The organism is Bacillus cereus, assembly GCF_002561295.1.
Taxonomy (GTDB): Bacteria; Bacillota; Bacilli; order Bacillales; family Bacillaceae_G; genus Bacillus_A; species Bacillus_A cereus_S.
This window is the reverse complement of sequence record NZ_NTUG01000005.1, coordinates 148,945-171,415: the sequence shown is the minus strand read 5'-3', so window position 1 is coordinate 171,415 and position 22,471 is coordinate 148,945. Positions and strand designations below refer to the sequence as shown.

The following is a 22,471-nucleotide window of genomic DNA, read 5'->3' as shown; positions in this document are numbered from 1 at the left end:
AGTGATATAGAAAGGGAGAATGACGATGATGCGGATTTCAGAGTTTCAAATTAAGGATGTTGTAAATGTCTCTGACGGAAAAAAGCTTGGCAACATTAGTGATATAGATATTGATATGAATACTGGGAAGATTCAAGCTGTTATTATCTCCAAGCAAACACGAATGTTAGGTATATTTGGGAAAGAAGCGGAATTTGTCATCCCGTGGAAGCAAATTGTCAAAATTGGAGAAGATGTCATATTGGTAAAGGCTGATCATGTTAAGTCTGTAACAGAATCAATACAAACACCGACAATTTCTTAAAGAATATTACAAATTCCTCTTTTTTTTATGTTGTCATTATGGAAAAATAAAAGTATGGTAAAATAGACAGGAAGTACCATGCTTTTTATGTTATTTTATTAAAAGGAGCCGTTTTATGAGAGAACCATTTATATATGAGGACGGTATATTGTATTTACAAGCGTGGAAAGAACTTGGAAACATCACTGCGGGATTTACAACAAAAGATGGTGGGGTAAGTACAGGCTCCTTCCAGGCGATGAATTTAGGATTACATGTGAATGATACGATGGAGAATGTTCATGAAAATAGAAGAATTTTAGCGGACAAGTTACAAAAACCATTGGAAAATTGGATTTGTTCAGAGCAAGTTCATGATCATCACGTTGAAAAAGTAGGACAAGAGGAAAAAGGACGAGGAATCTATTTATATGAAGATGGTATTCCAAATACAGACGGGATCTATACGACTGATAGAGATGTATGTTTAACATCTTGCTACGCTGATTGTGTTCCACTTTATTTCTACGCGCCATCACATGGTATGATAGGACTTGCACATGCTGGATGGAAAGGAACGGTAAAGGAAATTGCAAAAGAAATGATTCAAAAGTGGGCTGCAGAAGGAGTGCCAGTTCATGAGATTCATGTTGCAATTGGACCAGCCATTGGGGCCTGCTGTTATGTAGTTGATGATCGTGTATTATCAGCAGCAAAACAAGCGGTAAACGGACTTGTTCCATATAAAGTGATTTCAGATGGACAATATGCAATTGATTTAAAAGAAATCAATCGTATATTATGCTTACAAGCTGGCATAAAAGATGAGCATATTGCGATATCGTCTCTTTGTACAAGCTGTGAAGAACAATTGTTTTTCTCGCATCGTCGTGATCAAGGAAAAACAGGAAGAATGTTGAGTTTCATAGGCTTTAAGGAGGATTGAAAATAAGTGGTAGTGCAAGAGAATTTAGCATTTGTAAATGAGGAAATCAAAAAAGCGTGCGAACGAGCAGAGCGCTTGGTAGAAGAGATTAAGCTCGTTGCAGTAACAAAAACAGTAGGAATTGAAAAAACAAATGAAGTAATAGAAGCTGGACTTACTGATTTAGGCGAGAATCGTAATGAAGGTTTTTTAGAGAAGTATGAGCATTTTGGTTCAAAAGTAAATTGGCATTTCATTGGTTCATTACAAACAAGAAAAGTAAAAGAAATTATTAATGAGATTGATTATTTGCATTCATTAGATCGTATTTCCCTTGCAAAAGAAATTCAAAAACGTGCTACAAAGCAGATTCGATGTTTTGTACAAGTGAAAACATCATCTGAAGAATCAAAGCAAGGCATAGCAGCTGAAGAAACAATCGCGTTTATCCGTGCTTTGCAAGAATTTGATAAAATTGAAGTTGTTGGATTAATGACAATGGCGCCATTTACTGGGAAAGAAGCAGAAATTCGTCATTGTTTTAAGACATTGCGTAGTTTGCAAAAACAAGTGCAAGAACTAGGTTTATCCTATGCTCCATGTAAAGAGTTATCGATGGGAATGTCAAATGATTATACGATTGCAATTGAAGAAGGTGCTACATATATTCGTTTGGGAACGATTTTAGTAGGAAAAGCGTAAAAGGAAGGAGAAATGTTATTATGAGTTGGTCAAAAGTAAAGTACTTCTTTTTTGACACACCAGAGGAGCGAGAAGCTTACGAAAAAGAAAAGGAGCAAGCTGAAATGAAAAAACAACAAGATCCCCCAGAGCAGCAGGATATTCCGCTTACAAAAGCGCAGACAAAACAAAACATTGTAAGTATTGAAACTGCAAAGCAGTCTTCTAAAGTTGTTTTGTTAGAACCGCGTACATATTCGGAAGCACAAGGGATTGCAGATCATTTAAAGGGTAGAAGAGCGGTTGTTATTAATTTGCAAAGAATGTCAACAGACCAAGCTGTGCGTATCGTTGACTTTTTAAGTGGTACTGTATACGCTATAGGCGGGGATATTCAAAAATTAGGACCGAAAACATTTATTTGTACACCTGAGACTGTGGATATCGTTGGGGCCATTTCTGAGTTGTTCGGTGAAGAGGAAGAGACAAATATAAAGAGGTGGTAGTACGCCATGGAGATTATTTTAAAAACATTGGTTTTAGGTATCCAAATTTACTCTTGGGCGCTTATTATCTATATTCTTCTATCATGGTTTCCAGGAGCAAGAGAATCAACATTTGGGGATTTTCTATCGCGTATTTGTGAACCATATTTAGAACCATTTCGGAGATTTATCCCACCTTTAGGGATGATTGATATTTCTCCAATTGTTGCAATTATTGCATTGAGATTGGCTAGTGGTGGTTTAATTAGTCTGTTCCAATATTTTATGTAACAAGAGGTTTGAAACATGAGCATCTATGAGCATTTTAGACCCGAAGAAGCGGTCTTTGTTGATAAAGCATTAGAATGGAAACAGATGGCTGAGGAGTATCATCAAGTGAAATTAACGGATTTTCTTGATCCGCGTCAGCAGCAGATTGTTGCGACGATTATTGGAAATCAAGGAGATGCTATTTTAAAGTTTTATGGTGTGGCGCCAAAAGCAGAAAGAAAAAGAGCTCTTATTTATCCGAATTACCTTGATTTAAATGAAGAAGAGTTTCAAATTGAAGTATTAGAAATTGACTATCCTTCCAAGTTTTATTCGCTTGAACATAGGCAAATATTAGGTTCATTTATGTCTCTTGGTTTAACAAGAGAAAAATGCGGTGATATTTTGCTTCAAGAAAATCGTGCCCAAATTGTAGTTGCAAAAGAAGTTGCTTCATACATTGAAATGAATTTACAGTCGATAGGTAAAATGAAGGTTTCACTTTCCTCTGTACAAGCAGATAGAATATTGCGGTTACAAGAAGAATGGAAAGAACAGTCTGGAACTGTTTCATCACTTCGTTTAGATGTTGTGATAGCAGAAATGCTTCACCTATCACGACAAAAAGTACAGCCGCTTATAAAAAACGGTCTTGTGAAAGTGAATTGGAAAACGGTAGAGCAAACTGCATATGAATGTTTTCCAGGTGATGTTTTTTCAATTAGAGGATATGGCCGGAGTAAACTATTTTCTGTAGAAGGAAAAACGAAACGCGACAAATGGAGAGTTTTGTATGGTATACTAAAATGATTAGTTTTTTAGAAGGAAAATCTCTTATTTTGTCGAAGAAAAGATATAATTAAAAGAGGAAAATTTAGATAACTACTTGGAGGTGGCGTTTGTGCCGTTAACACCATTAGATATTCATAACAAAGAATTTGGTCGCGGATTCCGTGGCTATGATGAGGATCAAGTAAATGAGTTTCTTGATCAAATCATCAAAGATTATGAATTGGTCATTCGTGAGAAAAAAGCATTAGAAGAAAAAGTTGCTCAATTAGAAGGGAAATTAGATCATTTCTCTAACATTGAAGATACGCTAAATAAATCTATCGTTGTTGCACAAGAAGCAGCGGAAGAAGTAAAGCGTAATGCACAAAAAGAAGCAAAACTAATTGTACGAGAAGCAGAAAAGAATGCAGATCGTATCATTAATGAAGCTTTAGTAAAATCAAGAAAAGTTGCATTTGATATTGAAGAGTTAAAGAAACAAGCGAAAGTATTCCGCACACGTTTCCGTATGCTATTAGAAGCGCAGCTTGAAATGCTAAACAACGATGATTGGGACAAATTAATTGAGCTAGAAGATGAAGTGGACGAGCTGTTAAAGAAAGAAGAAACAGTGTAAGCTTGACGTTTTTCTCATTATTACATATAATTTTAAACAACATATTTATTAAGAAAAACGAAGATAGGGATAAGTACCTTTTTCATACCTTATATAGCGAACTGAGGATGGTGTAAGCTCAGGATAAGGAGATAAATGGGAATATCACCCTGGAGTTCCGCGCTGAATAAAAAAGTAAGCGTAGGCGTATATTCGCGTTAAGAATATAAAGAGGATTCATGCATGCTTGCATGGTCTACTAGGGTGGTACCGCGGGAGACCTTCTCGTCCCTTTTTGGGGATGAGAAGGTCTCTTTTTTATTCTATTTTTCAGGGTCTTTCTTTTATACATTCGAGGAGGAAATAAGCATGGAGTACAAAAATACATTACTAATGCCGAAAACAGAATTCCCAATGCGTGGGAATTTACCAAAGCGTGAGCCTGCAATGCAAGAAAAATGGGCTGAGATGAACATTTATGAAAAGGTGCAAGAACATACAAAAGGTCGTCCTTTATTTGTATTGCATGATGGACCTCCGTATGCGAATGGTGACATTCATATGGGACATGCTTTAAATAAAGTGTTGAAAGATTTTATTGTTCGCTACAAATCGATGACTGGATACTGTGCACCGTATGTACCAGGCTGGGATACACACGGTTTGCCAATTGAACAAGCTTTAACAAATAAAGGCGTAAAGCGTAAAGAAATGACGGTTGCAGAATTCCGTAAATTATGTGCGGAATATGCATACGAGCAAGTGAATCGTCAACGTGAGCAGTTTAAACGTCTTGGTGTACGTGCAGATTGGGATAATCCATATATCACTTTAGAGCCAGCATATGAAGCACAACAAATTAAAGTATTTGGTGACATGGCGAAAAAAGGGTACATCTATAAAGGACAAAAGCCAGTTTATTGGTCTCCAACGAGTGAGTCTGCTTTAGCAGAAGCTGAAATTGAATACCAAGATAAAAAATCAGCATCTATTTACGTAGCATTCCCAGTAAAAGACGGGAAAAACGTATTAGAAGGTGACGAGAAATTTATTATTTGGACAACAACACCTTGGACACTGCCAGCAAACTTAGGTATTTCTGTTCACCCAGAGCTTGAGTACAGCATTGTGGAAGTAAATGATGAAAAATATATCATCGCTTCTGAACTATTTGATACAGTTTCTAAAACGTTAGAGTGGGAAAACGCTGAAGTTGTGAAAACAGTTAAAGGTAGCGAACTTGAATATACAGTTGCGAAGCACCCATTCTATGATCGTGATTCTTTAGTTATGCTTGGAGAGCACGTTACAACAGATGCTGGTACAGGTTGTGTACATACAGCACCTGGACACGGGGAAGATGATTTCCTTGTTGGTAAACAATATGGATTAGAAGTTCTTTGCCCGGTTGATGATAAAGGTGTATTAACAAATGAAGCACCTGGATTTGAAGGTTTATTCTATGATAAAGCAAATAAACCAATTACGGAAAAACTAGAAGAAGTTGGCGCGTTATTAAAATTAACGTTTATTACACATTCTTATCCACATGACTGGAGAACGAAAAAACCAATTATCTTCCGTGCGACAGCACAATGGTTTGCATCTATTGAAGCGTTCCGTAAGGAGTTATTACAGGCTGTTGAAGAAACAAAATGGGTACCAGCATGGGGTGAAACTCGTCTTCATAATATGGTTCGTGACCGTGGTGACTGGTGTATTTCTCGCCAGCGTGCGTGGGGTGTACCGATTCCTGTCTTTTATGCAGAGAATGGTGATCCAATTATTACAGATGAAACAATTAGTCATGTAGCGAATCTATTCCGTGAGAATGGTTCTAACGTATGGTTCGAACGTGAAGCGAAAGATCTATTACCAGAAGGATTTACACACCCATCTAGTCCAAATGGTGAATTCCGTAAAGAAACAGACATTATGGATGTATGGTTTGATTCAGGCTCTTCTCACCAAGCTGTATTAGAAGAGCGTGAGGACTTGCAACGTCCTGCGGATTTATACTTAGAAGGATCTGACCAATATCGTGGTTGGTTTAACTCTTCGTTATCAACAGCAGTTGCTGTAACAGGTAAAGCACCATATAAAGGTGTTCTAAGCCATGGTTTCGTACTAGATGGTGAAGGTCGTAAAATGAGTAAATCTATCGGGAATATTGTTGTACCGAAGAAAATTATGGATCAATTAGGCGGAGACATTTTACGCTTATGGGTATCTTCTGTTGATTACCAATCTGATGTACGTATTTCAGATGATATTTTAAAACAAGTTGCAGAAGTATATCGTAAAATCCGTAACACATTCCGTTTCTTATTAGGAAACTTAGCTGACTTTAATCCAAGTCAAGACGCAGTAGCAAAAGCTGAACTACGTGAAGTAGATCGTTATATGCTAGTGAAATTAAATGACTTAATTACAAAAGTGAAAGAATCATATGAAACATATGATTTTGCGGCTGTATATCATGCAATTCATAACTTCTGTACAATTGATTTAAGTTCATTCTATTTGGACTTTGCAAAAGACATTTTATACATCGAAGCTGAAAATAATCATGATCGCCGTGCAATTCAAACAGTACTTTATGATGTTCTTGTTGCATTAACAAAACTTGTAACACCAATCTTACCTCATACAGCAGATGAAGTATGGCCATATATTCCTGGTGTAAATGAAGAAAGCGTTCAGCTAACGGATATGCCAGAAGCTGTAGAAGTAGAGGGTGCTGAAGCGTTAAAAACAAAATGGGATGCATTTATGACACTTCGCGATGACGTATTAAAGGCGTTAGAAGTTGCTCGTAATGAGAAAGTAATCGGTAAGTCATTAAATGCGAGTATTACGCTATACCCGACTGTAGAAATGAAACAAATGTTAGAGTCTATTCGTGAAGATTTAAAACAATTGTTTATTGTTTCTGAGTACAAACTTGGTGGAACAATGGAAGAAGCTCCAGCAGATGCTCCGAAATATGAGCATACAGCTGTTGTCGTAGCACAAGCAACTGGTGAAACATGTGAACGTTGCTGGGTTGTTTCTGAAACAATCGGTAAAGACACTGAGCATGAAACTTTATGTGAGCGTTGTGCAACGGTAGTAAAAGAAAACTATGTGAAATAATGATATGAATACAAAAACTGACTGTCTATAGAAGCAGTCAGTTTTTGTATTTCAGTAAGATCAATAATTAGAAGGTATAACAGATTTTTTATTAGGTAGGATGAAGTGAATTTTTATCGCTTTCCTATGAAGGAAAAATGTGTGAGCGGTAAGTGAGAAGATTTCGGACACACTAACGGTACATTGCAGCCGGGAGGAATGTACACGTGAATGAAATCTACATGGAAATTAAAGAAGAATTGCAATTGATGAAAAAAGAATTGCAGGAGCGACTGGCAAAAGAAGCGATGCACACTTATCAGACGGAATTTGGACAAGAGTTAGTGTATGAAACGAAGGAAGATGTAAAAAAGAAGTTGTTTTTACATGATATAAGAGAAGATTTAAAAGATGTTGAACGTGCATTATTTAAAATGGAAATCGATATGTATGGAATTTGTGAAGAAACTGGGAAATATATTCCTGTAAAGCAAATGCAAATGATGCCAACAGCACGTACAGTTTATGAGTTTTTATATGATAAAGTAAATATTTGATAGGCACAACGATATTATATTACCTTTTTTCGTTTTATTTTATTCTTCCGTAAAGGTTCATTGTGAAAAGGCCGTAGCTATGCTAAAATTTTGAGGTACACTGTCTTTGTGGGGGAAATGAAAATGATATATTATTTAATAGCCTTATTTGTCATTGCTATCGATCAAGTATCGAAATGGTTAATTGTAAAGAACATGGAATTAGGTACAAGTATCCCGATTATCGATAATGTATTATACATAACATCACATCGGAATAGAGGAGCTGCTTGGGGGATTTTAGAAGGGCAAATGTGGTTCTTCTATATTATTACAATTGTTTTTGTAGGATTTATCGTAGTTTATATGAAAAAGTATGCAAAAACAGATATGCTCTTAGGGGTTTCATTAGGTCTTATTTTAGGCGGAGCAATTGGCAATTTTATTGATCGTGTATTTAGACAAGAAGTGGTGGATTTCATTCACGTGTATATTTTTTCATACAACTATCCGGTATTTAACATAGCTGACTCAGCTTTATGTATTGGCGTTGTATTAATTATTATTCAAACATTATTAGAAGGAAAGAAAATGAAGGAGTAATTGAATGAGCGAAGTAGTACAAGTAACAGTTAAAGAAGAACAAAAGAGCGAACGGATTGATAAGTTTCTTGCGGGAATAAATAATGAATGGTCACGTTCACAGGTACAACAGTGGATTAAAGATGGCGTTGTAACTGTAAATGGAAACGACATTAAAGGGAATTATAAAGTAAAAGAAAATGATGAAATTGCGGTAGCAATTCCAGAACCAGAAGAACTAGATATTCGTGCAGAAGATATGAACTTAGAAATTTATTATGAGGATGCAGATGTATTAGTTGTTAATAAACCACGCGGTATGGTTGTACATCCTGCTCCTGGACATACAAGTGGTACACTTGTAAATGGATTAATGTATCATTGTACAGATCTATCCGGTATTAACGGTGTAATGCGTCCTGGTATTGTGCATCGTATTGATAAAGACACATCTGGTTTATTAATGGTTGCTAAAAATGACATGGCGCATGAATCCCTTGTAAATCAGCTTGTGGAAAAAACAGTAACAAGACGCTATAAAGCAATTGTTCACGGCGTAATTCCACATGATAAAGGAACAATCGATGCTCCGATTGGTCGTGATAAGAAAGAACGCCAAAGTATGGCCGTTGATGAAAATGGTAAGAATGCTGTTACGCATTTTCAAGTATTAGAACGATTTAAAGATTTCACACTTGTTGAATGTCGTTTAGAAACGGGACGTACACATCAAATCCGTGTTCATATGAAATATATTGGATACCCGCTTGCAGGAGATCCGAAATATGGCCCGAAAAAAACATTAGATATAAATGGACAGGCGCTTCATGCAGGTATTTTAGGGTTTGATCACCCTCGTACTGATGAGTATATTGAGTTCGAGGCGCCGATTCCAGAGGTATTTGAAGAAGTGCTAAATATTTTACGGAAATAGTATTGACAAATCATAAGAAAACTGAGATACTGACTACAGTTAAATAATGATCCTTTAACACAGCCCCGTGAGGTTGAGAAGGTAACGGTTTGAAATACTTAGGGTATACTGTACCCTTTTTTCAAAAGTCCTCTCGCACACGCTGAGAGGACTTTTTTTATACCATTCCTCTCACGCAAGAAAAAAGCTTGGAGGTGTAGAGTATGCAGGAAAAAGCTGTTGTTTTAGATGACCAAATGATTCGCCGCGCTTTAACACGCATCAGTCATGAAATTGTGGAACGTAATAAAGGTGTTGATAATTGTGTTCTTGTCGGAATTAAAACACGTGGCATTTTTATTGCAAAGCGTTTAGCAGAACGCATCGGTCAAATTGAAGGAAAAGAGATGGAAGTAGGGGAATTAGACATTACGCTATACCGTGATGACTTAACACTTCAATCAAAAAATAAAGAACCGTTAGTCAAAGGTTCAGATATACCTGTAGATATTACGAAGAAAAAAGTAATTCTTGTCGATGATGTATTATATACAGGAAGAACAGTTCGAGCTGCGATGGACGCTCTTATGGATTTAGGAAGACCATCACAAATTCAATTAGCTGTTCTTGTAGATAGAGGTCACCGTGAATTACCAATTCGCGCTGATTATGTAGGAAAGAACATTCCAACATCAAGTGAAGAGCGTATTGAAGTTGATTTGCAAGAGACAGATCAACAAGATCGAGTAAGTATATATGATAAGTAAGCCCTTTTAAATGTAGTCCTGTGAGGCTGCCAAAGGGTCTTGGCTTTCATATGTCAAATTTGGCATACGAAAGTATAGGACTCTTTGTGCATAGTCACAAAGAGTTTTTTTATTGCAAAGTTTTAAACTGAAGGAGGATGTAACAATGGAGCAAAAGCCAGTGTTAGACATTCATGAAGTACCGAAACCGGGGAAATGGTTATTTTTAAGTATACAACATTTGTTCGCTATGTTTGGATCAACAGTGCTTGTTCCGTTTTTAACAGGACTGAATCCATCAGTAGCTTTAATATCAAGTGGGCTAGGAACGCTAGCGTTCCTTCTTATAACAAAAGGTCAAGTACCAGCATATTTAGGGTCATCATTCGCGTTTATCGCGCCAATCATTACAGCAAAAACAGCGGGTGGACCGGGAGCAGCAATGCTTGGTGGCTTACTAGCAGGACTTGTATATCTCTTAATTTCAATCGGAATTAAGAAATCTGGTTCAGAATGGATTATGAAATTACTTCCGCCAATCGTAGTTGGTCCAGTCGTAATGGTTATCGGTTTAGCTTTAGCACACACAGCAGTTAATATGGCGATGAACGGTGCGGATGGCAAGTACAGCTTTACACACTTTTCGGTAGCATTAGTAACATTAGCAATCACAATCATTTGCTCCATATTTGGAAGAGGATTTTTCAGTATCATACCAGTGTTACTTGGAATCATCGGGGGATATATCTTCGCTTACTTCCAAGGGCTAGTAGATTTAAAACCGGTAGCTATGGCAAAATGGTTTGACGTACCAGATTTCACAATACCATTTGTAACATATACGCCAGAGTTTTCATGGAAGATTGTACTCTTAATGGTACCAGTAGCACTTGTAACAATTTCAGAGCATATCGGACACCAAATTGTACTTGGAAATGTTATTAAAAGAGATCTAATTGAAAAACCAGGTCTACATCGCTCAATCTTCGGTGATGGTGTAGCAACATTGATTGCATCATTAATAGGTGGACCACCGAATACAACATACGGTGAAAACATTGGTGTGTTAGCTATTACGAGAGCGTACAGTGTATACTTATTCATCGGTTCAGCAGTATTCGCAATCATGTTCGGGTTTATCGGTAAGATTTCAGCACTGATTCATTCGATTCCAACACCGGTTATGGGTGGTGTATCAATCTTATTATTCGGTGTAATCGCATCAAGCGGTTTACGCATGATGGTAGACGATAAAACAGATTTAAGTGATAAACGAAATTTAATGATCGCATCGGTTATACTTGTAATCGGTATTGGTGGAGCGGTTCTTCATGTAGGTGAATCCTTCCAAGTAGAAGGCATGGCACTTGCAGCAATCGTTGGTGTACTATTAAATCTACTATTACCTGAAACGAAACAAAAACAACAATCTAAGCAGATTGCTTCATAAAAACGACCTTTTAATTGAGTCCTGTGAGACAAAAAAGGGGAGCTTCTTTCTTGCACCCTAGTCTCACACGACTAGGGTATTTTTATGCAGTTATTGTTATATAAATACAAAGGTGTTATTATAAAAACCAGAAAGATGAGGGATGACAATGAATTTGTTAACGATGAGTGAACTATCGAAACAAGAGATTTCAGAAATCCTAAAAGACGCAGAAGATTTCGCGAATGGAAAAGAGAGAAAAACAACAGAGCAAACATTTGTAGCAAACTTATTCTTTGAAAACAGTACGAGAACAAAGTTTAGCTTCGAAGTTGCCGAGAAGAAATTAGGACTTGATGTGCTAAATTTCGAAGCAGATTCATCTAGCGTACAAAAAGGAGAAACGTTATACGATACGATAAGAACACTAGAATCAATCGGAACAAAAGCAGTAGTCATCCGCCATCAGCAAGATCGCTACTTTGATGAGCTAAAAGATAAAGTAAATATTCCAATCCTAAATGCTGGCGATGGATGTGGAAATCACCCAACGCAATGTCTGTTAGATCTTCTAACAATTAAACAAGAGTTTGGGAGTTTTGAAGGATTAAAGATTGCGATTGTTGGAGATATTAGCCATAGCCGAGTAGCACGCTCTAATGCTGAAGCATTAACAAAATTAGGAGCAACAATTTACTTTGCTAGCCCAGAAGAGTGGAAAGATGAAACAAACACATTTGGAACATACAAAGAATTAGATGAACTTGTTCCAGAAGTTGATGTAATGATGTTACTTCGTGTGCAACATGAGCGTCATGATAACTATGAAACAGACATCATGAAAGAGTATCATGAGCAGCACGGTTTAACAATTGAACGAGAAAAGCGTATGAAACAAGGAAGCATTATTATGCATCCAGCTCCTGTAAACCGTGATGTAGAAATTGCGAGTGAACTTGTTGAGTGTGAGCGTTCCCGTATATTCAAACAGATGGAAAATGGAGTTTACGTAAGAATGGCTGTACTAAAACGCGCCTTACCAAATGTATTAGGAGGAATGAAACATGAATTATTTGTTTAAAAATGGACGTTACCTAAATGAAGAAGGAAACATTGTAGCAACAGATCTTCTTGTACAAGACGGTAAAATTGCGAAAGTAGCAGAAAATATTACGGCAGATAATGCTGAAGTGATCGATGTAAATGGAAAGTTAATCTCACCTGGATTAGTAGATGTACACGTTCATCTTCGCGAGCCAGGTGGTGAACATAAAGAAACAATTGAAACAGGTACGCTTGCAGCAGCAAAGGGTGGTTTTACAACAATTTGTGCAATGCCAAATACACGCCCAGTACCAGACAGCAAAGAACATATGGAAGACTTACAAAAGAGAATTAAAGAAAAAGCACATGTAAATGTACTACCATATGGCGCAATTACAGTACGCCAGGCAGGCTCTGAAATGACAGACTTTGAAACATTAAAAGAACTTGGTGCATTCGCGTTTACTGACGATGGAGTAGGTGTACAAGATGCAAGCATGATGCTAGCTGCTATGAAGCGTGCAGCGAAATTAAATATGGCAGTCGTGGCACACTGCGAAGAAAATACATTGATTAATAAAGGTTGTGTACATGAAGGGAAGTTTTCCGAGAAGCATGGATTAAACGGTATCCCATCAGTATGTGAATCTGTACATATTGCCCGGGACATTTTACTTGCAGAAGCAGCAAATTGTCACTATCACGTATGCCATGTAAGTACAAAAGGATCTGTACGAGTGATTCGTGATGCAAAACGTGCTGGAATTAAAGTAACAGCAGAAGTAACACCGCATCACTTAGTATTATGTGAAGATGATATCCCATCAGCTGATCCTAACTTTAAAATGAACCCACCGCTTCGCGGAAAAGAAGACCACGCAGCGTTAATTGAAGGGCTATTAGATGGAACGATCGATATGATCGCAACTGACCATGCACCGCATACAGCGGAAGAGAAAGCACAAGGTATTGAAAGAGCGCCATTCGGAATTACTGGTTTTGAAACAGCATTCCCACTTCTATACACAAACCTTGTGAAAAAAGGAATTATCACACTAGAGCAGTTAATTCAATATTTAACAGAAAAGCCAGCAGATACATTCGGCTTAGAAGCAGGTCGCCTGAAAGAAGGAAGAGCAGCTGACATTACAATCATTGATTTAGAACAAGAAGAAGAGATTGATCCAACAACATTCTTATCAAAAGGAAAAAATACACCATTCGCAGGTTGGAAATGCCAAGGGTGGCCGGTAATGACAATCGTTGGTGGTAAGATCGCATGGCAAAAGGAGAGTGCATTAGTATGAAAAGACAACTTATCTTAGAAGATGGAACAGTATTAATTGGAAAAGGTTTCGGAGGAGAAATCGAAAAGTCAGGTGAGGTTGTATTTACAACAGGAATGACTGGATATCAAGAAACATTATCTGATCCATCATATTGCGGTCAAATCGTAACATTTACGTACCCATTAATCGGAAACTACGGCATTAACCGTGACGATTTTGAGTCAATTCACCCATCTGTAAATGGTTTAATTGTAAACGAAATTTGTGATCACCCATCAAACTTCCGTAATGAAATTTCGTTAAATGATTATTTAAAAGAAAGAAACATCCCAGGACTAGCAGGAATTGATACGAGAAAATTAACGAGAAAAATCCGTCAATACGGTACATTACGCGGACGTCTTTGTAACATGGATGCAGATGTAGAGTACATTGTGAGTCAATTAAAAGCGACAGTCTTTACAGATCATGTAAAACGCGTATCAACAAAAGATCCATACCCAAGTCCAGGTCGTGGTCATCGCGTTGTACTTGTAGACTTCGGAATGAAACATGGTATCTTACGAGAATTAAATAAGCGTGACTGTGATGTAATTGTAGTACCTTACAATACAACAGCAGAAGAAATTTTACGCCTTAGCCCAGATGGAATTATGTTAAGTAATGGACCTGGGGACCCAAAGGATGTACCAGAAGCAATTGAAATGTTAAAAGACATTATCGGTAAAGTTCCTTTATTCGGAATTTGCCTAGGACATCAATTGTTCGCGCTAGCATCAGGTGCAAATACAAGTAAGTTAAAATTCGGTCACCGTGGTTTAAACCATCCAGTAAAACATCTTGCAACTGGAAAAGTAGCAATTACATCTCAAAACCATGGTTACGCAGTAGAAGAAGAATCAGTTAAAAATACAGAACTTGAAATTACACATGTCGCTTTAAATGATGGAACAGTAGAAGGTCTTCGTCATACGAAGTTCCCAGCATTTACAGTACAATATCATCCAGAAGCTTCAGCAGGCCCAGAAGATGCAAATGATTTATTCGAAGATTTCTTAGAAATGATTGAAAACTTCAAGAAAGAAGGGGAAGAGTTATGCCAAAACGCCTAGACATTAACACAATTTTAGTAATCGGATCAGGACCAATTGTAATTGGGCAAGCAGCAGAGTTTGATTACTCTGGTACACAAGCTTGTCAATCTCTTAGAGAAGAAGGTTACAAAGTAATCCTTGTTAACTCTAACCCAGCAACAATTATGACAGATACTGCAACAGCAGATAAAGTATATATAGAACCATTAACATTAGAATTCGTAAGCCGCATCATTCGTAAAGAACGTCCAGATGCAATCTTACCAACATTAGGTGGTCAAACTGGCTTAAATATGGCTGTTGAACTTGCGAAATCAGGCATACTTGACGAGTGCGGAGTTGAAATTTTAGGAACAAAATTATCAGCAATCGAGCAAGCGGAAGATCGTGATTTATTCCGTACATTAATGCAGGAATTAAATGAACCAATTCCATCTAGTACGATTATTCATACGCTGGAAGAAGCACATGAATTTGTAAAAGAAATTGGTTATCCAGTTATTGTTCGCCCAGCATTTACAATGGGGGGAACAGGTGGCGGAATCTGTAGTAATGAAGAAGAACTAATTGAAATCGTATCAGGTGGATTAAAACATAGTCCAGTAACACAATGTTTATTAGAAAAGAGCATTGCTGGTTGTAAGGAAATTGAATATGAAGTAATGCGTGATTCGAATGATAACGCGATTGTAGTATGTAACATGGAAAATATCGATCCAGTTGGGGTTCACACAGGTGATTCTATCGTTGTAGCACCGAGCCAAACATTAAGTGACCGTGAGTATCAAATGTTACGAAACACTTCATTAAGAATTATTCGTGCATTAGGAATTGAAGGTGGATGTAATGTTCAGCTTGCACTTGATCCACATAGCTTCCAATACTATGTAATCGAAGTAAACCCGCGTGTAAGTCGTTCATCTGCACTAGCATCTAAAGCGACTGGATATCCAATTGCGAAGCTAGCAGCAAAAATTGCAGTTGGTTTAACATTAGATGAAATTATAAACCCAGTAACACAAAAAACATATGCTTGTTTCGAGCCAGCATTAGACTATGTTGTTTCAAAAATTCCACGTTGGCCATTTGATAAGTTTGAATCAGCAAATAGAACACTTGGTACACAAATGAAGGCAACTGGTGAAGTTATGTCAATCGGACGTAACTTAGAGCAATCATTATTAAAAGCGGTTCGTTCTTTAGAGCTTGGTATCTATCACTTAGAATTAGATCACTTAAAAGAGCTTGATAAAGAAACGATGAAAAAACGCATTATTAAAGCGGATGATGAGCGCCTGTTTATTGTAGCAGAAGCGATTCGTCAAGGAGTAACGAAAGAAGAAATTAACTCATGGTGTGAAATGGACTTCTTCTTCTTACAAAAAGTTGAAAACATCGTAAACATGGAACGCGAAGTAAAAGCGAACGTAGGAAATATGGAAGTATTACAATCTGCGAAAGAAATGGGCTTCAGTGACCATTACATCGCCAATGCTTGGAACAAAACTGAGCGTGAAATTTACGATATGCGTAAAGAAAACAATATGACTCCTGTTTATAAAATGGTAGATACTTGTGCGGCAGAGTTTGAATCTGCAACACCATACTACTACAGCACATATGGTGACGAGAATGAATCGGTTATAACAGACCGTAAGAGTGTGGTTGTACTAGGGTCTGGTCCAATCCGTATTGGTCAAGGTGTTGAGTTTGACTATGCAACAGTTCACTCTGTATGGGCAATAAAAGAAGCTGGATATGAGGCAATCATTGTTAATAACAACCCAGAAACAGTTTCAACAGACTTCAGTATTTCTGATAAATTATACTTTGAACCATTAACAATTGAAGATGTAATGCACATTATCGATTTAGAAAAGCCAGAAGGTGTTATCGTTCAGTTCGGTGGACAAACGGCAATTAACTTAGCTGCAAAACTAGAAGCGCATGGTGTGAAAATTTTAGGAACATCACTTGAAGATTTAGACCGTGCAGAAGATCGTGATAAATTTGAAGCAGCACTAACGCAACTTGGTATCCCGCAACCAGTTGGTAAAACAGCAACAACTGTAGAGCAAGCAGTAGCAATCGCTGACAAAATTGGTTACCCAGTATTAGTAAGACCATCTTACGTACTTGGTGGACGTGCGATGGAAATCGTATATCGTCAAGAAGAACTACTGCACTACATGAAGAACGCGGTTAAAGTTCACGCAGATCACCCGGTATTAATTGACCGTTACATGGTTGGTAAAGAAATTGAAGTAGATGCAATTTCAGACGGTGAGAATGTATTCATTCCAGGTATTATGGAACATATTGAACGCGCTGGAGTTCACTCTGGGGATTCAATTGGAGTATATCCACCACAAAGCTTATCTGAGACACTAAAAGAACAAATTATTGAACATACAATTGCACTTGGAAAAGGTTTAAATATTGTTGGATTACTAAATATCCAGTTTGTAGTATTCGAAGATCAAGTGTATGTAATTGAAGTAAATCCACGTGCGAGCCGTACCGTACCATTCTTAAGTAAAATTACAGGCGTACCGATGGCGAATGTTGCAACGAAAGTTATTTTAGGTCAAAACTTAGTAGAACAAGGATATGGAACTGGCTATCACCCAGAAGAGAAGGAAGTGTATGTGAAAGCTCCAGTATTCTCATTTGCGAAACTACGCTCAGTTGATACAACATTAGGACCTGAAATGAAATCAACAGGGGAAGTAATGGGTAAAGACTTAACACTTGAAAAAGCATTATACAAAGGGCTAGTTGCTTCTGGAATTAACATTCCAACGCACGGATCAGTAATCATCACTGTAGCGGATAAAGATAAAGAAGAAGCGATGGAAATTGCAAAACGTTTCCACGAAATCGGCTATAACTTATTAGCAACAGCTGGAACAGCAAAATCGTTAACAGAGCAAAATATTCCAGTGCAAGTTGTAAACAAAATTGATTCTGAAGACTACAACTTACTTGATATTATCCGTCAAGGAAAAGCACAGTTTGTAATCAATACATTAACAAAAGGAAAACAACCAGCGCGTGATGGTTTCCGCATTCGCCGTGAATCAGTAGAAAATGGTGTAGCTTGCTTAACATCACTTGATACAACGAGAGCAATCTTACGAGTATTAGAATCTATGACATTCTCAGCTCATTCAATGAAAGAAATCGCGCCAAAGCAAGAGGTGGTACATGCATGATGCAAAAGCAAAATATGATCGTCGTTAATCAAAAAGAAATCGCAAAAAACATTTACGAATTAGTGCTTCAAGGAACTTTAGTACAGCAAATGAACGAACCAGGGCAGTTTGTACACATTAAGGTAGCAGAGGGCATTACGCCCCTTCTGCGCCGCCCAATTAGTATTTGTAATGTAGATCAAGAGAAGAACGAATTTACAATGCTATATCGTGCGGAAGGACAAGGGACAAAAACATTAGCAAATAGAAAACAAGGTGAATTGGTAGACGTACTAGGACCACTAGGGCACGGTTTTCCTGTAGAAGAAGCGGAAGCTGGACAAACAGCTTTATTAGTAGGCGGGGGAATTGGTGTACCACCACTTTATGAATTATCACAGCGCCTCGTTGCAAAAGGTGTACGTGTGATTCACATCTTAGGTTTCCAAACGAAAGATGTTGTCTTCTATGAAGAAAAATTTGCAGAACTTGGTGATACGTACGTTGCCACAGTTGACGGTACACACGGTACAAAAGGATTTGTCACAGATGTCATTGATAACTATGGAATCGACTTTGACATTTTATACTCATGTGGACCGTTAGCGATGTTACGTGCATTAGAAGGTCGTTATAAAGAGAAAAAAGCCTATATTTCACTGGAAGAACGTATGGGTTGTGGTATTGGAGCATGTTTCGCATGTGTATGCCATTTACAAGAAGATCCAAGTGGACATTCTTACAAGAAGGTGTGTAGCGACGGGCCAGTATTTCCAATCGGGGAGGTTGTACTATGAACAGATTGCAAGTTGAATTACCAGGATTATCATTAAAAAATCCAATTATACCGGCATCTGGTTGCTTCGGATTTGGTCGTGAGTATGCACAGTTTTATGATTTAAGTGTATTAGGATCAATCATGATTAAAGCAACGACAGAACAACCTCGTTATGGAAATCCAACACCTCGTGTTGCTGAAACACCAGGCGGAATGTTAAATGCGATTGGACTTCAAAACCCTGGGCTAGAAAAGGTGATGACTTCCGAATTACCATGGCTAGAGCAGTTTGATCTTCCAATCATTGCGAACGTTGCAGGTTCACAAGCTGAGGATTACGTAGCGGTTGCAAAGGAAATTTCTAAAGCGCCCAATGTTCATGCACTAGAATTGAATATATCTTGTCCAAACGTAAAAACAGGTGGTATCGCTTTTGGTACAAATCCTGAAGTTGCTGCTGATTTAACGAAGCGAGTAAAAGAGGTTTCTGGAGTACCTGTATATGTGAAATTGTCACCGAACGTGGCAAACATTGTAGAAATTGCGAAGGCAATTGAAAATGCAGGTGCGGATGGATTAACGATGATTAATACATTGCTTGGTATGCGTCTAGATTTAAAAACAGCAAAACCAATTTTAGCAAACCGTACAGGCGGACTATCAGGTCCTGCGATTAAGCCGGTAGCGATTCGTATGGTACATGAAGTGAGCCAAGCGGTTAACATTCCAATTATCGGAATGGGTGGTATTGAATCAGCGGAGGATGTAATTGAATTCTTCTACGCTGGTGCAAGTGCGGTTGCAGTTGGTACAGCGAATTTTGTTGATCCATTTGTATGTCCAACAATCATTGAAGAATTACCAGCATTATTAGATGAATTAGGATTTGACCACATTTCGGAATGCAGGGGAAGGAGCTGGAAATAATTATGTCACAATCGTTAATCGTTGCACTGGACTTTCCAGGTAAAGCAGAGGTAGAACAGTTTTTAAACCACTTTGAAGGGGAAGAGTTATTTGTCAAAGTTGGTATGGAACTTTTTTACAAAGAGGGACCTGCTATCATTACGTATTTAAAAGAAAAAGGACATAAGATTTTTCTAGATTTAAAGCTTCATGATATTCCGAATACAGTGAAAAGCGCAATGCGCAGCCTAGCTAGTCTAGATGTTGATATGGTAAATGTTCATGCTGCTGGGGGAAGCAGCATGATGAAAGCAGCGCTTGAGGGATTAGAGGAAGGTAAGCAAGAAGGAAAAGAGAGACCGATTTGTATTGCGGTTACACAACTAACAAGCACTTCGGAAGCTATGATGAAAAAAGAGATTGGCATTGAGAAAACGTTAGAAGAAGCGGTTGCTCATTATGCAAAATTAACGAAAGAAAGTGGACTTGATGGAGTTGTTTGTTCAACACTTGAAGTTCCAAAATTACGTGAAGTATGCGGAAATGAATTTGTAACAGTAACACCGGGGATTCGTCTGGCAAGTGATGATGTAAATGACCAGGTGCGTGTAGCAACACCGAAACGTGCAAGGGAACTTGGTTCAAGTTACATCGTAGTTGGACGTAGTATTATAAAAGCAGAAAATCCGCTTGAAGCGTATAAAACAGTAAAACAACAGTGGGAAGGTGTAACAATATGAAAAAAGAAATCGCATCTCATCTATTAGAAATTGGAGCAGTATTTTTACAACCAAATGATCCATTTACATGGTCTTCTGGTATGAAATCACCAATTTATTGTGATAACCGTTTAACATTATCTTATCCAAAAGTACGTCAAGCGATTGCATCAGGATTAGAGACGTTAATCAAAGAACACTTCCCAACTGTAGAAGTTATTGCAGGAACAGCAACTGCTGGTATTGCGCACGCAGCATGGGTAAGCGATCGTATGGATTTACCAATGTGCTACGTACGTAGTAAAGCAAAAGGTCATGGTAAAGGGAACCAAATTGAAGGAAAAGCAGAAAAAGGTCAAAAAGTAGTTGTAGTAGAAGACCTTATTTCAACTGGTGGTAGTGCAATTACTTGTGTAGAAGCACTTCGCGAAGCGGGTTGTGAAGTACTAGGAATCGTATCAATCTTCACATATGAGCTTGAAGCAGGAAAAGAAAAATTAGAAGCAGCGAATGTAGCATCATATTCTTTAAGCGACTACAGCGCATTAACTGAAGTTGCAGCAGAAAAAGGCATGATCGGACAAGCTGAAACGAAAAAATTACAAGAATGGCGTAAAAATCCAGCTGATGAGGCTTGGATTACAGCGTAATGATAAAAAAACGACCGTGGGGGGAAACGCGGTCGTTTTTTTATCACGCATTAACTGCCCGTAAAAGCCCGATTGGTACGGGCTAATAATTAGTGGGGGATGAACAAAAAAAACACTGATTAAAGTTTCACTTTATGTGAGAAACAAATGTAAGGGTATTTTGCATTTACTGCACAAGAATGGATATAGCGCTACATACTAATAAAACCGCCATGGCGACATTAAATTGCTTCCTATATTGCAATAAAAACTTTTGAAACATCGCTCCAAAGAGGCTCCAACTAAATGTACTCATTAAACCGACTATTCCTAAAAATAAAGAGAAAAGAAGATAACTAGAATATGAATTGTAATAGGGGATAATAAAAGTTGCTACGACGGTAAGTCCAAAAAGAATTCCTTTTGGATTAATAAATTGTAATAAGATACCGATGAAGAAAAGATTTTGATCTTTATCGGCATTTTCTTTAGCATTGCCATGGCTAGTGAGGATTTTAAAAGCTAAATAGAACATATAAGCTACACCGAAAAGAGTTAAGGGAGTTTCAATGAGCGGCAACGCGCTAGTGAGAATAATATTAAAAATACTACATAATAGCGTAATGACAAAAAATCCAAAACTAACTCCTAAACAAAATTTAAATGTTTCTTTTAAACCGTGTTTATTCGCAAATGTCATTGCCATAATATTATTGGGACCTGGCGTAAAACTACTAATAATAACAAATAACAAAAACGAAAATAAAGGCATTGTTCGTCCTCCTTTTTGTGAGTGTATGTTATAATGTCCAAAATGGATATTATAACGTTGTTTGTTTTATTATACATAACGGACGTTATAGTGTAAATGGTATAGGAGTGATTTTTTTATGGAAGAAATTCATCTTATTCTTGCCAGAAATTTAAAAGCAATTAGGGAGAAAGAAAAATTAAGTTTAGAAAAGGTTTCTCAATTAAGCGGGGTAAGTAAAGCGATGATTGGGCAAATTGAAAGAGGTGAATCAAGCCCAACATTGACAACAATTTGGAAAATAGCTAACGGATTAAAGGTTTCCTTTACTTCTTTAATAAATAATCCAGAGCCTGATACTACAGTTGTTTTAAGGAATGAAATTCAAGTATTGTCTGAAGATGATGGAAGATATAGAGTCTACCCTTCATTTCCATTCCAAGAGGATAGACGCTTTGAAGTATACGCTGTTGAAATTGAAAAAGAAGGAATATTACATGCTGACTCTCATAAAGAAGGAACAGAGGAATTTATTACTGTTTTTGATGGGGAAGTAACGATTCGTGTAAGTGAGGTGGAGTATCAATTAAGAAGTGGGGATTCTATTAGGTTTAAGGCAGATCGACCACATACATATTATAATTCAGGAGAAACATTGGCTAGAATGAGTATGACAATATATTATCCAAATGAATAGTAAACAAGAAAAAAGTTGA

General features: G+C 37.5%; 23 protein-coding genes and 1 other annotated feature. Of the genes, 22 read left to right on the top strand and 1 reads right to left on the bottom strand.

Going from position 1 to position 22,471, the window contains the following annotated elements; all coding sequences use genetic code 11:
• Positions 1 to 25 precede the first annotated feature (25 nt).
• From CN373_RS04290 to pyrE, 21 genes are all read left to right on the top strand, one after another.
• Complete coding sequence (locus CN373_RS04290) at positions 26 to 304, top strand: YlmC/YmxH family sporulation protein (protein ID WP_000984577.1); 279 nt, start codon at positions 26 to 28, stop codon at positions 302 to 304.
• Between the two features lie 115 nt (positions 305 to 419).
• Positions 420 to 1,229, top strand: coding sequence for a peptidoglycan editing factor PgeF (pgeF, locus tag CN373_RS04285; RefSeq protein WP_098358878.1), 810 nt, complete (start codon positions 420 to 422; stop codon positions 1,227 to 1,229).
• Positions 1,230 to 1,235: 6 nt separating this feature from the next.
• Positions 1,236 to 1,910, top strand: a complete 675-nt coding sequence (locus CN373_RS04280) for a YggS family pyridoxal phosphate-dependent enzyme (protein WP_000261427.1) — start codon at positions 1,236 to 1,238, stop codon at positions 1,908 to 1,910.
• A 20-nt stretch (positions 1,911 to 1,930) separates the two neighbouring features.
• A complete protein-coding gene (locus tag CN373_RS04275; protein WP_000119140.1) occupies positions 1,931 to 2,395 on the top strand; it encodes a cell division protein SepF in 465 nt (154 codons plus the stop codon).
• Between the two features lie 6 nt (positions 2,396 to 2,401).
• The gene (locus CN373_RS04270) at positions 2,402 to 2,665 is read left to right on the top strand and encodes a YggT family protein (RefSeq protein WP_000402665.1); all 264 of its coding nucleotides are present in this window, start codon (positions 2,402 to 2,404) and stop codon (positions 2,663 to 2,665) included.
• Between the two features lie 15 nt (positions 2,666 to 2,680).
• Positions 2,681 to 3,454: an RNA-binding protein gene (locus CN373_RS04265; RefSeq protein ID WP_000029729.1), complete on the top strand. Its 774-nt coding sequence runs from the start codon at positions 2,681 to 2,683 to the stop codon at positions 3,452 to 3,454.
• Positions 3,455 to 3,545: 91 nt separating this feature from the next.
• Positions 3,546 to 4,052, top strand: a complete 507-nt coding sequence (gene divIVA, locus CN373_RS04260) for a septum site-determining protein DivIVA (RefSeq protein WP_001131610.1) — start codon at positions 3,546 to 3,548, stop codon at positions 4,050 to 4,052.
• 51 nt (positions 4,053 to 4,103) lie between these two features.
• Positions 4,104 to 4,327, top strand: a binding site (T-box leader).
• 73 nt (positions 4,328 to 4,400) lie between these two features.
• Entirely contained in the window at positions 4,401 to 7,166 is a 2,766-nt protein-coding gene (ileS2, locus tag CN373_RS04255; RefSeq protein WP_000455958.1) for an isoleucine--tRNA ligase, read from the top strand.
• Positions 7,167 to 7,372: 206 nt separating this feature from the next.
• A complete protein-coding gene (locus tag CN373_RS04250) occupies positions 7,373 to 7,702 on the top strand; it encodes a hypothetical protein (protein WP_001002950.1) in 330 nt (109 codons plus the stop codon).
• A 123-nt stretch (positions 7,703 to 7,825) separates the two neighbouring features.
• Entirely contained in the window at positions 7,826 to 8,284 is a 459-nt protein-coding gene (gene lspA / locus CN373_RS04245; protein ID WP_000642139.1) for a signal peptidase II, read from the top strand.
• A 4-nt stretch (positions 8,285 to 8,288) separates the two neighbouring features.
• Positions 8,289 to 9,197 carry an RluA family pseudouridine synthase gene (locus CN373_RS04240; RefSeq protein WP_000005852.1) on the top strand — a complete coding sequence of 303 codons (909 nt, stop codon included), beginning with the start codon at positions 8,289 to 8,291 and terminating at the stop codon, positions 9,195 to 9,197.
• 203 nt (positions 9,198 to 9,400) lie between these two features.
• Entirely contained in the window at positions 9,401 to 9,943 is a 543-nt protein-coding gene (gene pyrR, locus CN373_RS04235) for a bifunctional pyrimidine operon transcriptional regulator/uracil phosphoribosyltransferase (protein WP_001156486.1), read from the top strand.
• Positions 9,944 to 10,088: 145 nt separating this feature from the next.
• Positions 10,089 to 11,372 carry a uracil permease gene (gene uraA / locus CN373_RS04230; RefSeq protein WP_111901830.1) on the top strand — a complete coding sequence of 428 codons (1,284 nt, stop codon included), beginning with the start codon at positions 10,089 to 10,091 and terminating at the stop codon, positions 11,370 to 11,372.
• Between the two features lie 148 nt (positions 11,373 to 11,520).
• Positions 11,521 to 12,432 carry an aspartate carbamoyltransferase catalytic subunit gene (locus CN373_RS04225; RefSeq protein ID WP_303660181.1) on the top strand — a complete coding sequence of 304 codons (912 nt, stop codon included), beginning with the start codon at positions 11,521 to 11,523 and terminating at the stop codon, positions 12,430 to 12,432.
• On the top strand, positions 12,416 to 13,702 hold the full coding sequence (pyrC, locus tag CN373_RS04220) for a dihydroorotase (RefSeq protein ID WP_001108360.1): 1,287 nt from the start codon (positions 12,416 to 12,418) through the stop codon (positions 13,700 to 13,702). The genes CN373_RS04225 and pyrC overlap by 17 nt, the downstream gene beginning before the upstream one ends.
• Positions 13,699 to 14,796, top strand: a complete 1,098-nt coding sequence (locus CN373_RS04215; protein ID WP_000828669.1) for a carbamoyl phosphate synthase small subunit — start codon at positions 13,699 to 13,701, stop codon at positions 14,794 to 14,796. The genes pyrC and CN373_RS04215 overlap by 4 nt, the downstream gene beginning before the upstream one ends.
• Positions 14,781 to 17,993, top strand: a complete 3,213-nt coding sequence (gene carB / locus CN373_RS04210) for a carbamoyl-phosphate synthase large subunit (RefSeq protein WP_098358875.1) — start codon at positions 14,781 to 14,783, stop codon at positions 17,991 to 17,993. Before CN373_RS04215 ends, carB begins: the two co-directional genes overlap by 16 nt.
• On the top strand, positions 17,990 to 18,769 hold the full coding sequence (gene pyrK / locus CN373_RS04205; protein ID WP_000983369.1) for a dihydroorotate oxidase B electron transfer subunit: 780 nt from the start codon (positions 17,990 to 17,992) through the stop codon (positions 18,767 to 18,769). The genes carB and pyrK overlap by 4 nt, the downstream gene beginning before the upstream one ends.
• Positions 18,766 to 19,677 (top strand): dihydroorotate oxidase B catalytic subunit, encoded by a 912-nt coding sequence (gene pyrD, locus CN373_RS04200; RefSeq protein WP_001081060.1) that lies wholly within the window; start codon positions 18,766 to 18,768, stop codon positions 19,675 to 19,677. Before pyrK ends, pyrD begins: the two co-directional genes overlap by 4 nt.
• A gap of 2 nt (positions 19,678 to 19,679) precedes the next feature.
• Positions 19,680 to 20,396, top strand: coding sequence for an orotidine-5'-phosphate decarboxylase (gene pyrF, locus CN373_RS04195; RefSeq protein ID WP_000083485.1), 717 nt, complete (start codon positions 19,680 to 19,682; stop codon positions 20,394 to 20,396).
• Positions 20,393 to 21,025: an orotate phosphoribosyltransferase gene (gene pyrE, locus CN373_RS04190; RefSeq protein ID WP_000711465.1), complete on the top strand. Its 633-nt coding sequence runs from the start codon at positions 20,393 to 20,395 to the stop codon at positions 21,023 to 21,025. Before pyrF ends, pyrE begins: the two co-directional genes overlap by 4 nt.
• Before the next feature lie 166 nt (positions 21,026 to 21,191).
• On the opposite strand, the gene CN373_RS04185 is transcribed toward pyrE, so the two are convergent.
• Positions 21,192 to 21,776 (bottom strand): LysE family transporter, encoded by a 585-nt coding sequence (locus CN373_RS04185; protein ID WP_001128093.1) that lies wholly within the window; start codon positions 21,774 to 21,776, stop codon positions 21,192 to 21,194.
• Between the two features lie 118 nt (positions 21,777 to 21,894).
• Here CN373_RS04185 and CN373_RS04180 point away from each other — a divergent pair, with 118 nt between their 5' ends.
• A complete protein-coding gene (locus CN373_RS04180; RefSeq protein ID WP_000391066.1) occupies positions 21,895 to 22,452 on the top strand; it encodes a helix-turn-helix domain-containing protein in 558 nt (185 codons plus the stop codon).
• The last annotated feature ends 19 nt before the right edge of the window (positions 22,453 to 22,471 follow it).

Bases quoted from the DNA above. Each gene is read 5' to 3' on its own strand.
- CN373_RS04290 (WP_000984577.1), top strand. From the start codon at position 26: ATGATGCGGATTTCAGAGTTTCAAATTAAGGATGTTGTAAATGTCTCT.
- pgeF (WP_098358878.1), top strand. From the start codon at position 420: ATGAGAGAACCATTTATATATGAGGACGGTATATTGTATTTACAAGCG.
- CN373_RS04275 (WP_000119140.1), top strand. From the start codon at position 1,931: ATGAGTTGGTCAAAAGTAAAGTACTTCTTTTTTGACACACCAGAGGAG.
- CN373_RS04270 (WP_000402665.1), top strand. From the start codon at position 2,402: ATGGAGATTATTTTAAAAACATTGGTTTTAGGTATCCAAATTTACTCT.
- CN373_RS04265 (WP_000029729.1), top strand. From the start codon at position 2,681: ATGAGCATCTATGAGCATTTTAGACCCGAAGAAGCGGTCTTTGTTGAT.
- ileS2 (WP_000455958.1), top strand. From the start codon at position 4,401: ATGGAGTACAAAAATACATTACTAATGCCGAAAACAGAATTCCCAATG.
- lspA (WP_000642139.1), top strand. From the start codon at position 7,826: ATGATATATTATTTAATAGCCTTATTTGTCATTGCTATCGATCAAGTA.
- CN373_RS04240 (WP_000005852.1), top strand. From the start codon at position 8,289: ATGAGCGAAGTAGTACAAGTAACAGTTAAAGAAGAACAAAAGAGCGAA.
- pyrR (WP_001156486.1), top strand. From the start codon at position 9,401: ATGCAGGAAAAAGCTGTTGTTTTAGATGACCAAATGATTCGCCGCGCT.
- uraA (WP_111901830.1), top strand. From the start codon at position 10,089: ATGGAGCAAAAGCCAGTGTTAGACATTCATGAAGTACCGAAACCGGGG.
- CN373_RS04225 (WP_303660181.1), top strand. From the start codon at position 11,521: ATGAATTTGTTAACGATGAGTGAACTATCGAAACAAGAGATTTCAGAA.
- pyrC (WP_001108360.1), top strand. From the start codon at position 12,416: ATGAATTATTTGTTTAAAAATGGACGTTACCTAAATGAAGAAGGAAAC.
- CN373_RS04215 (WP_000828669.1), top strand. From the start codon at position 13,699: ATGAAAAGACAACTTATCTTAGAAGATGGAACAGTATTAATTGGAAAA.
- carB (WP_098358875.1), top strand. From the start codon at position 14,781: ATGCCAAAACGCCTAGACATTAACACAATTTTAGTAATCGGATCAGGA.
- pyrK (WP_000983369.1), top strand. From the start codon at position 17,990: ATGATGCAAAAGCAAAATATGATCGTCGTTAATCAAAAAGAAATCGCA.
- pyrD (WP_001081060.1), top strand. From the start codon at position 18,766: ATGAACAGATTGCAAGTTGAATTACCAGGATTATCATTAAAAAATCCA.
- pyrF (WP_000083485.1), top strand. From the start codon at position 19,680: ATGTCACAATCGTTAATCGTTGCACTGGACTTTCCAGGTAAAGCAGAG.
- pyrE (WP_000711465.1), top strand. From the start codon at position 20,393: ATGAAAAAAGAAATCGCATCTCATCTATTAGAAATTGGAGCAGTATTT.
- CN373_RS04185 (WP_001128093.1), bottom strand. From the start codon at position 21,776: ATGCCTTTATTTTCGTTTTTGTTATTTGTTATTATTAGTAGTTTTACG.
- CN373_RS04180 (WP_000391066.1), top strand. From the start codon at position 21,895: ATGGAAGAAATTCATCTTATTCTTGCCAGAAATTTAAAAGCAATTAGG.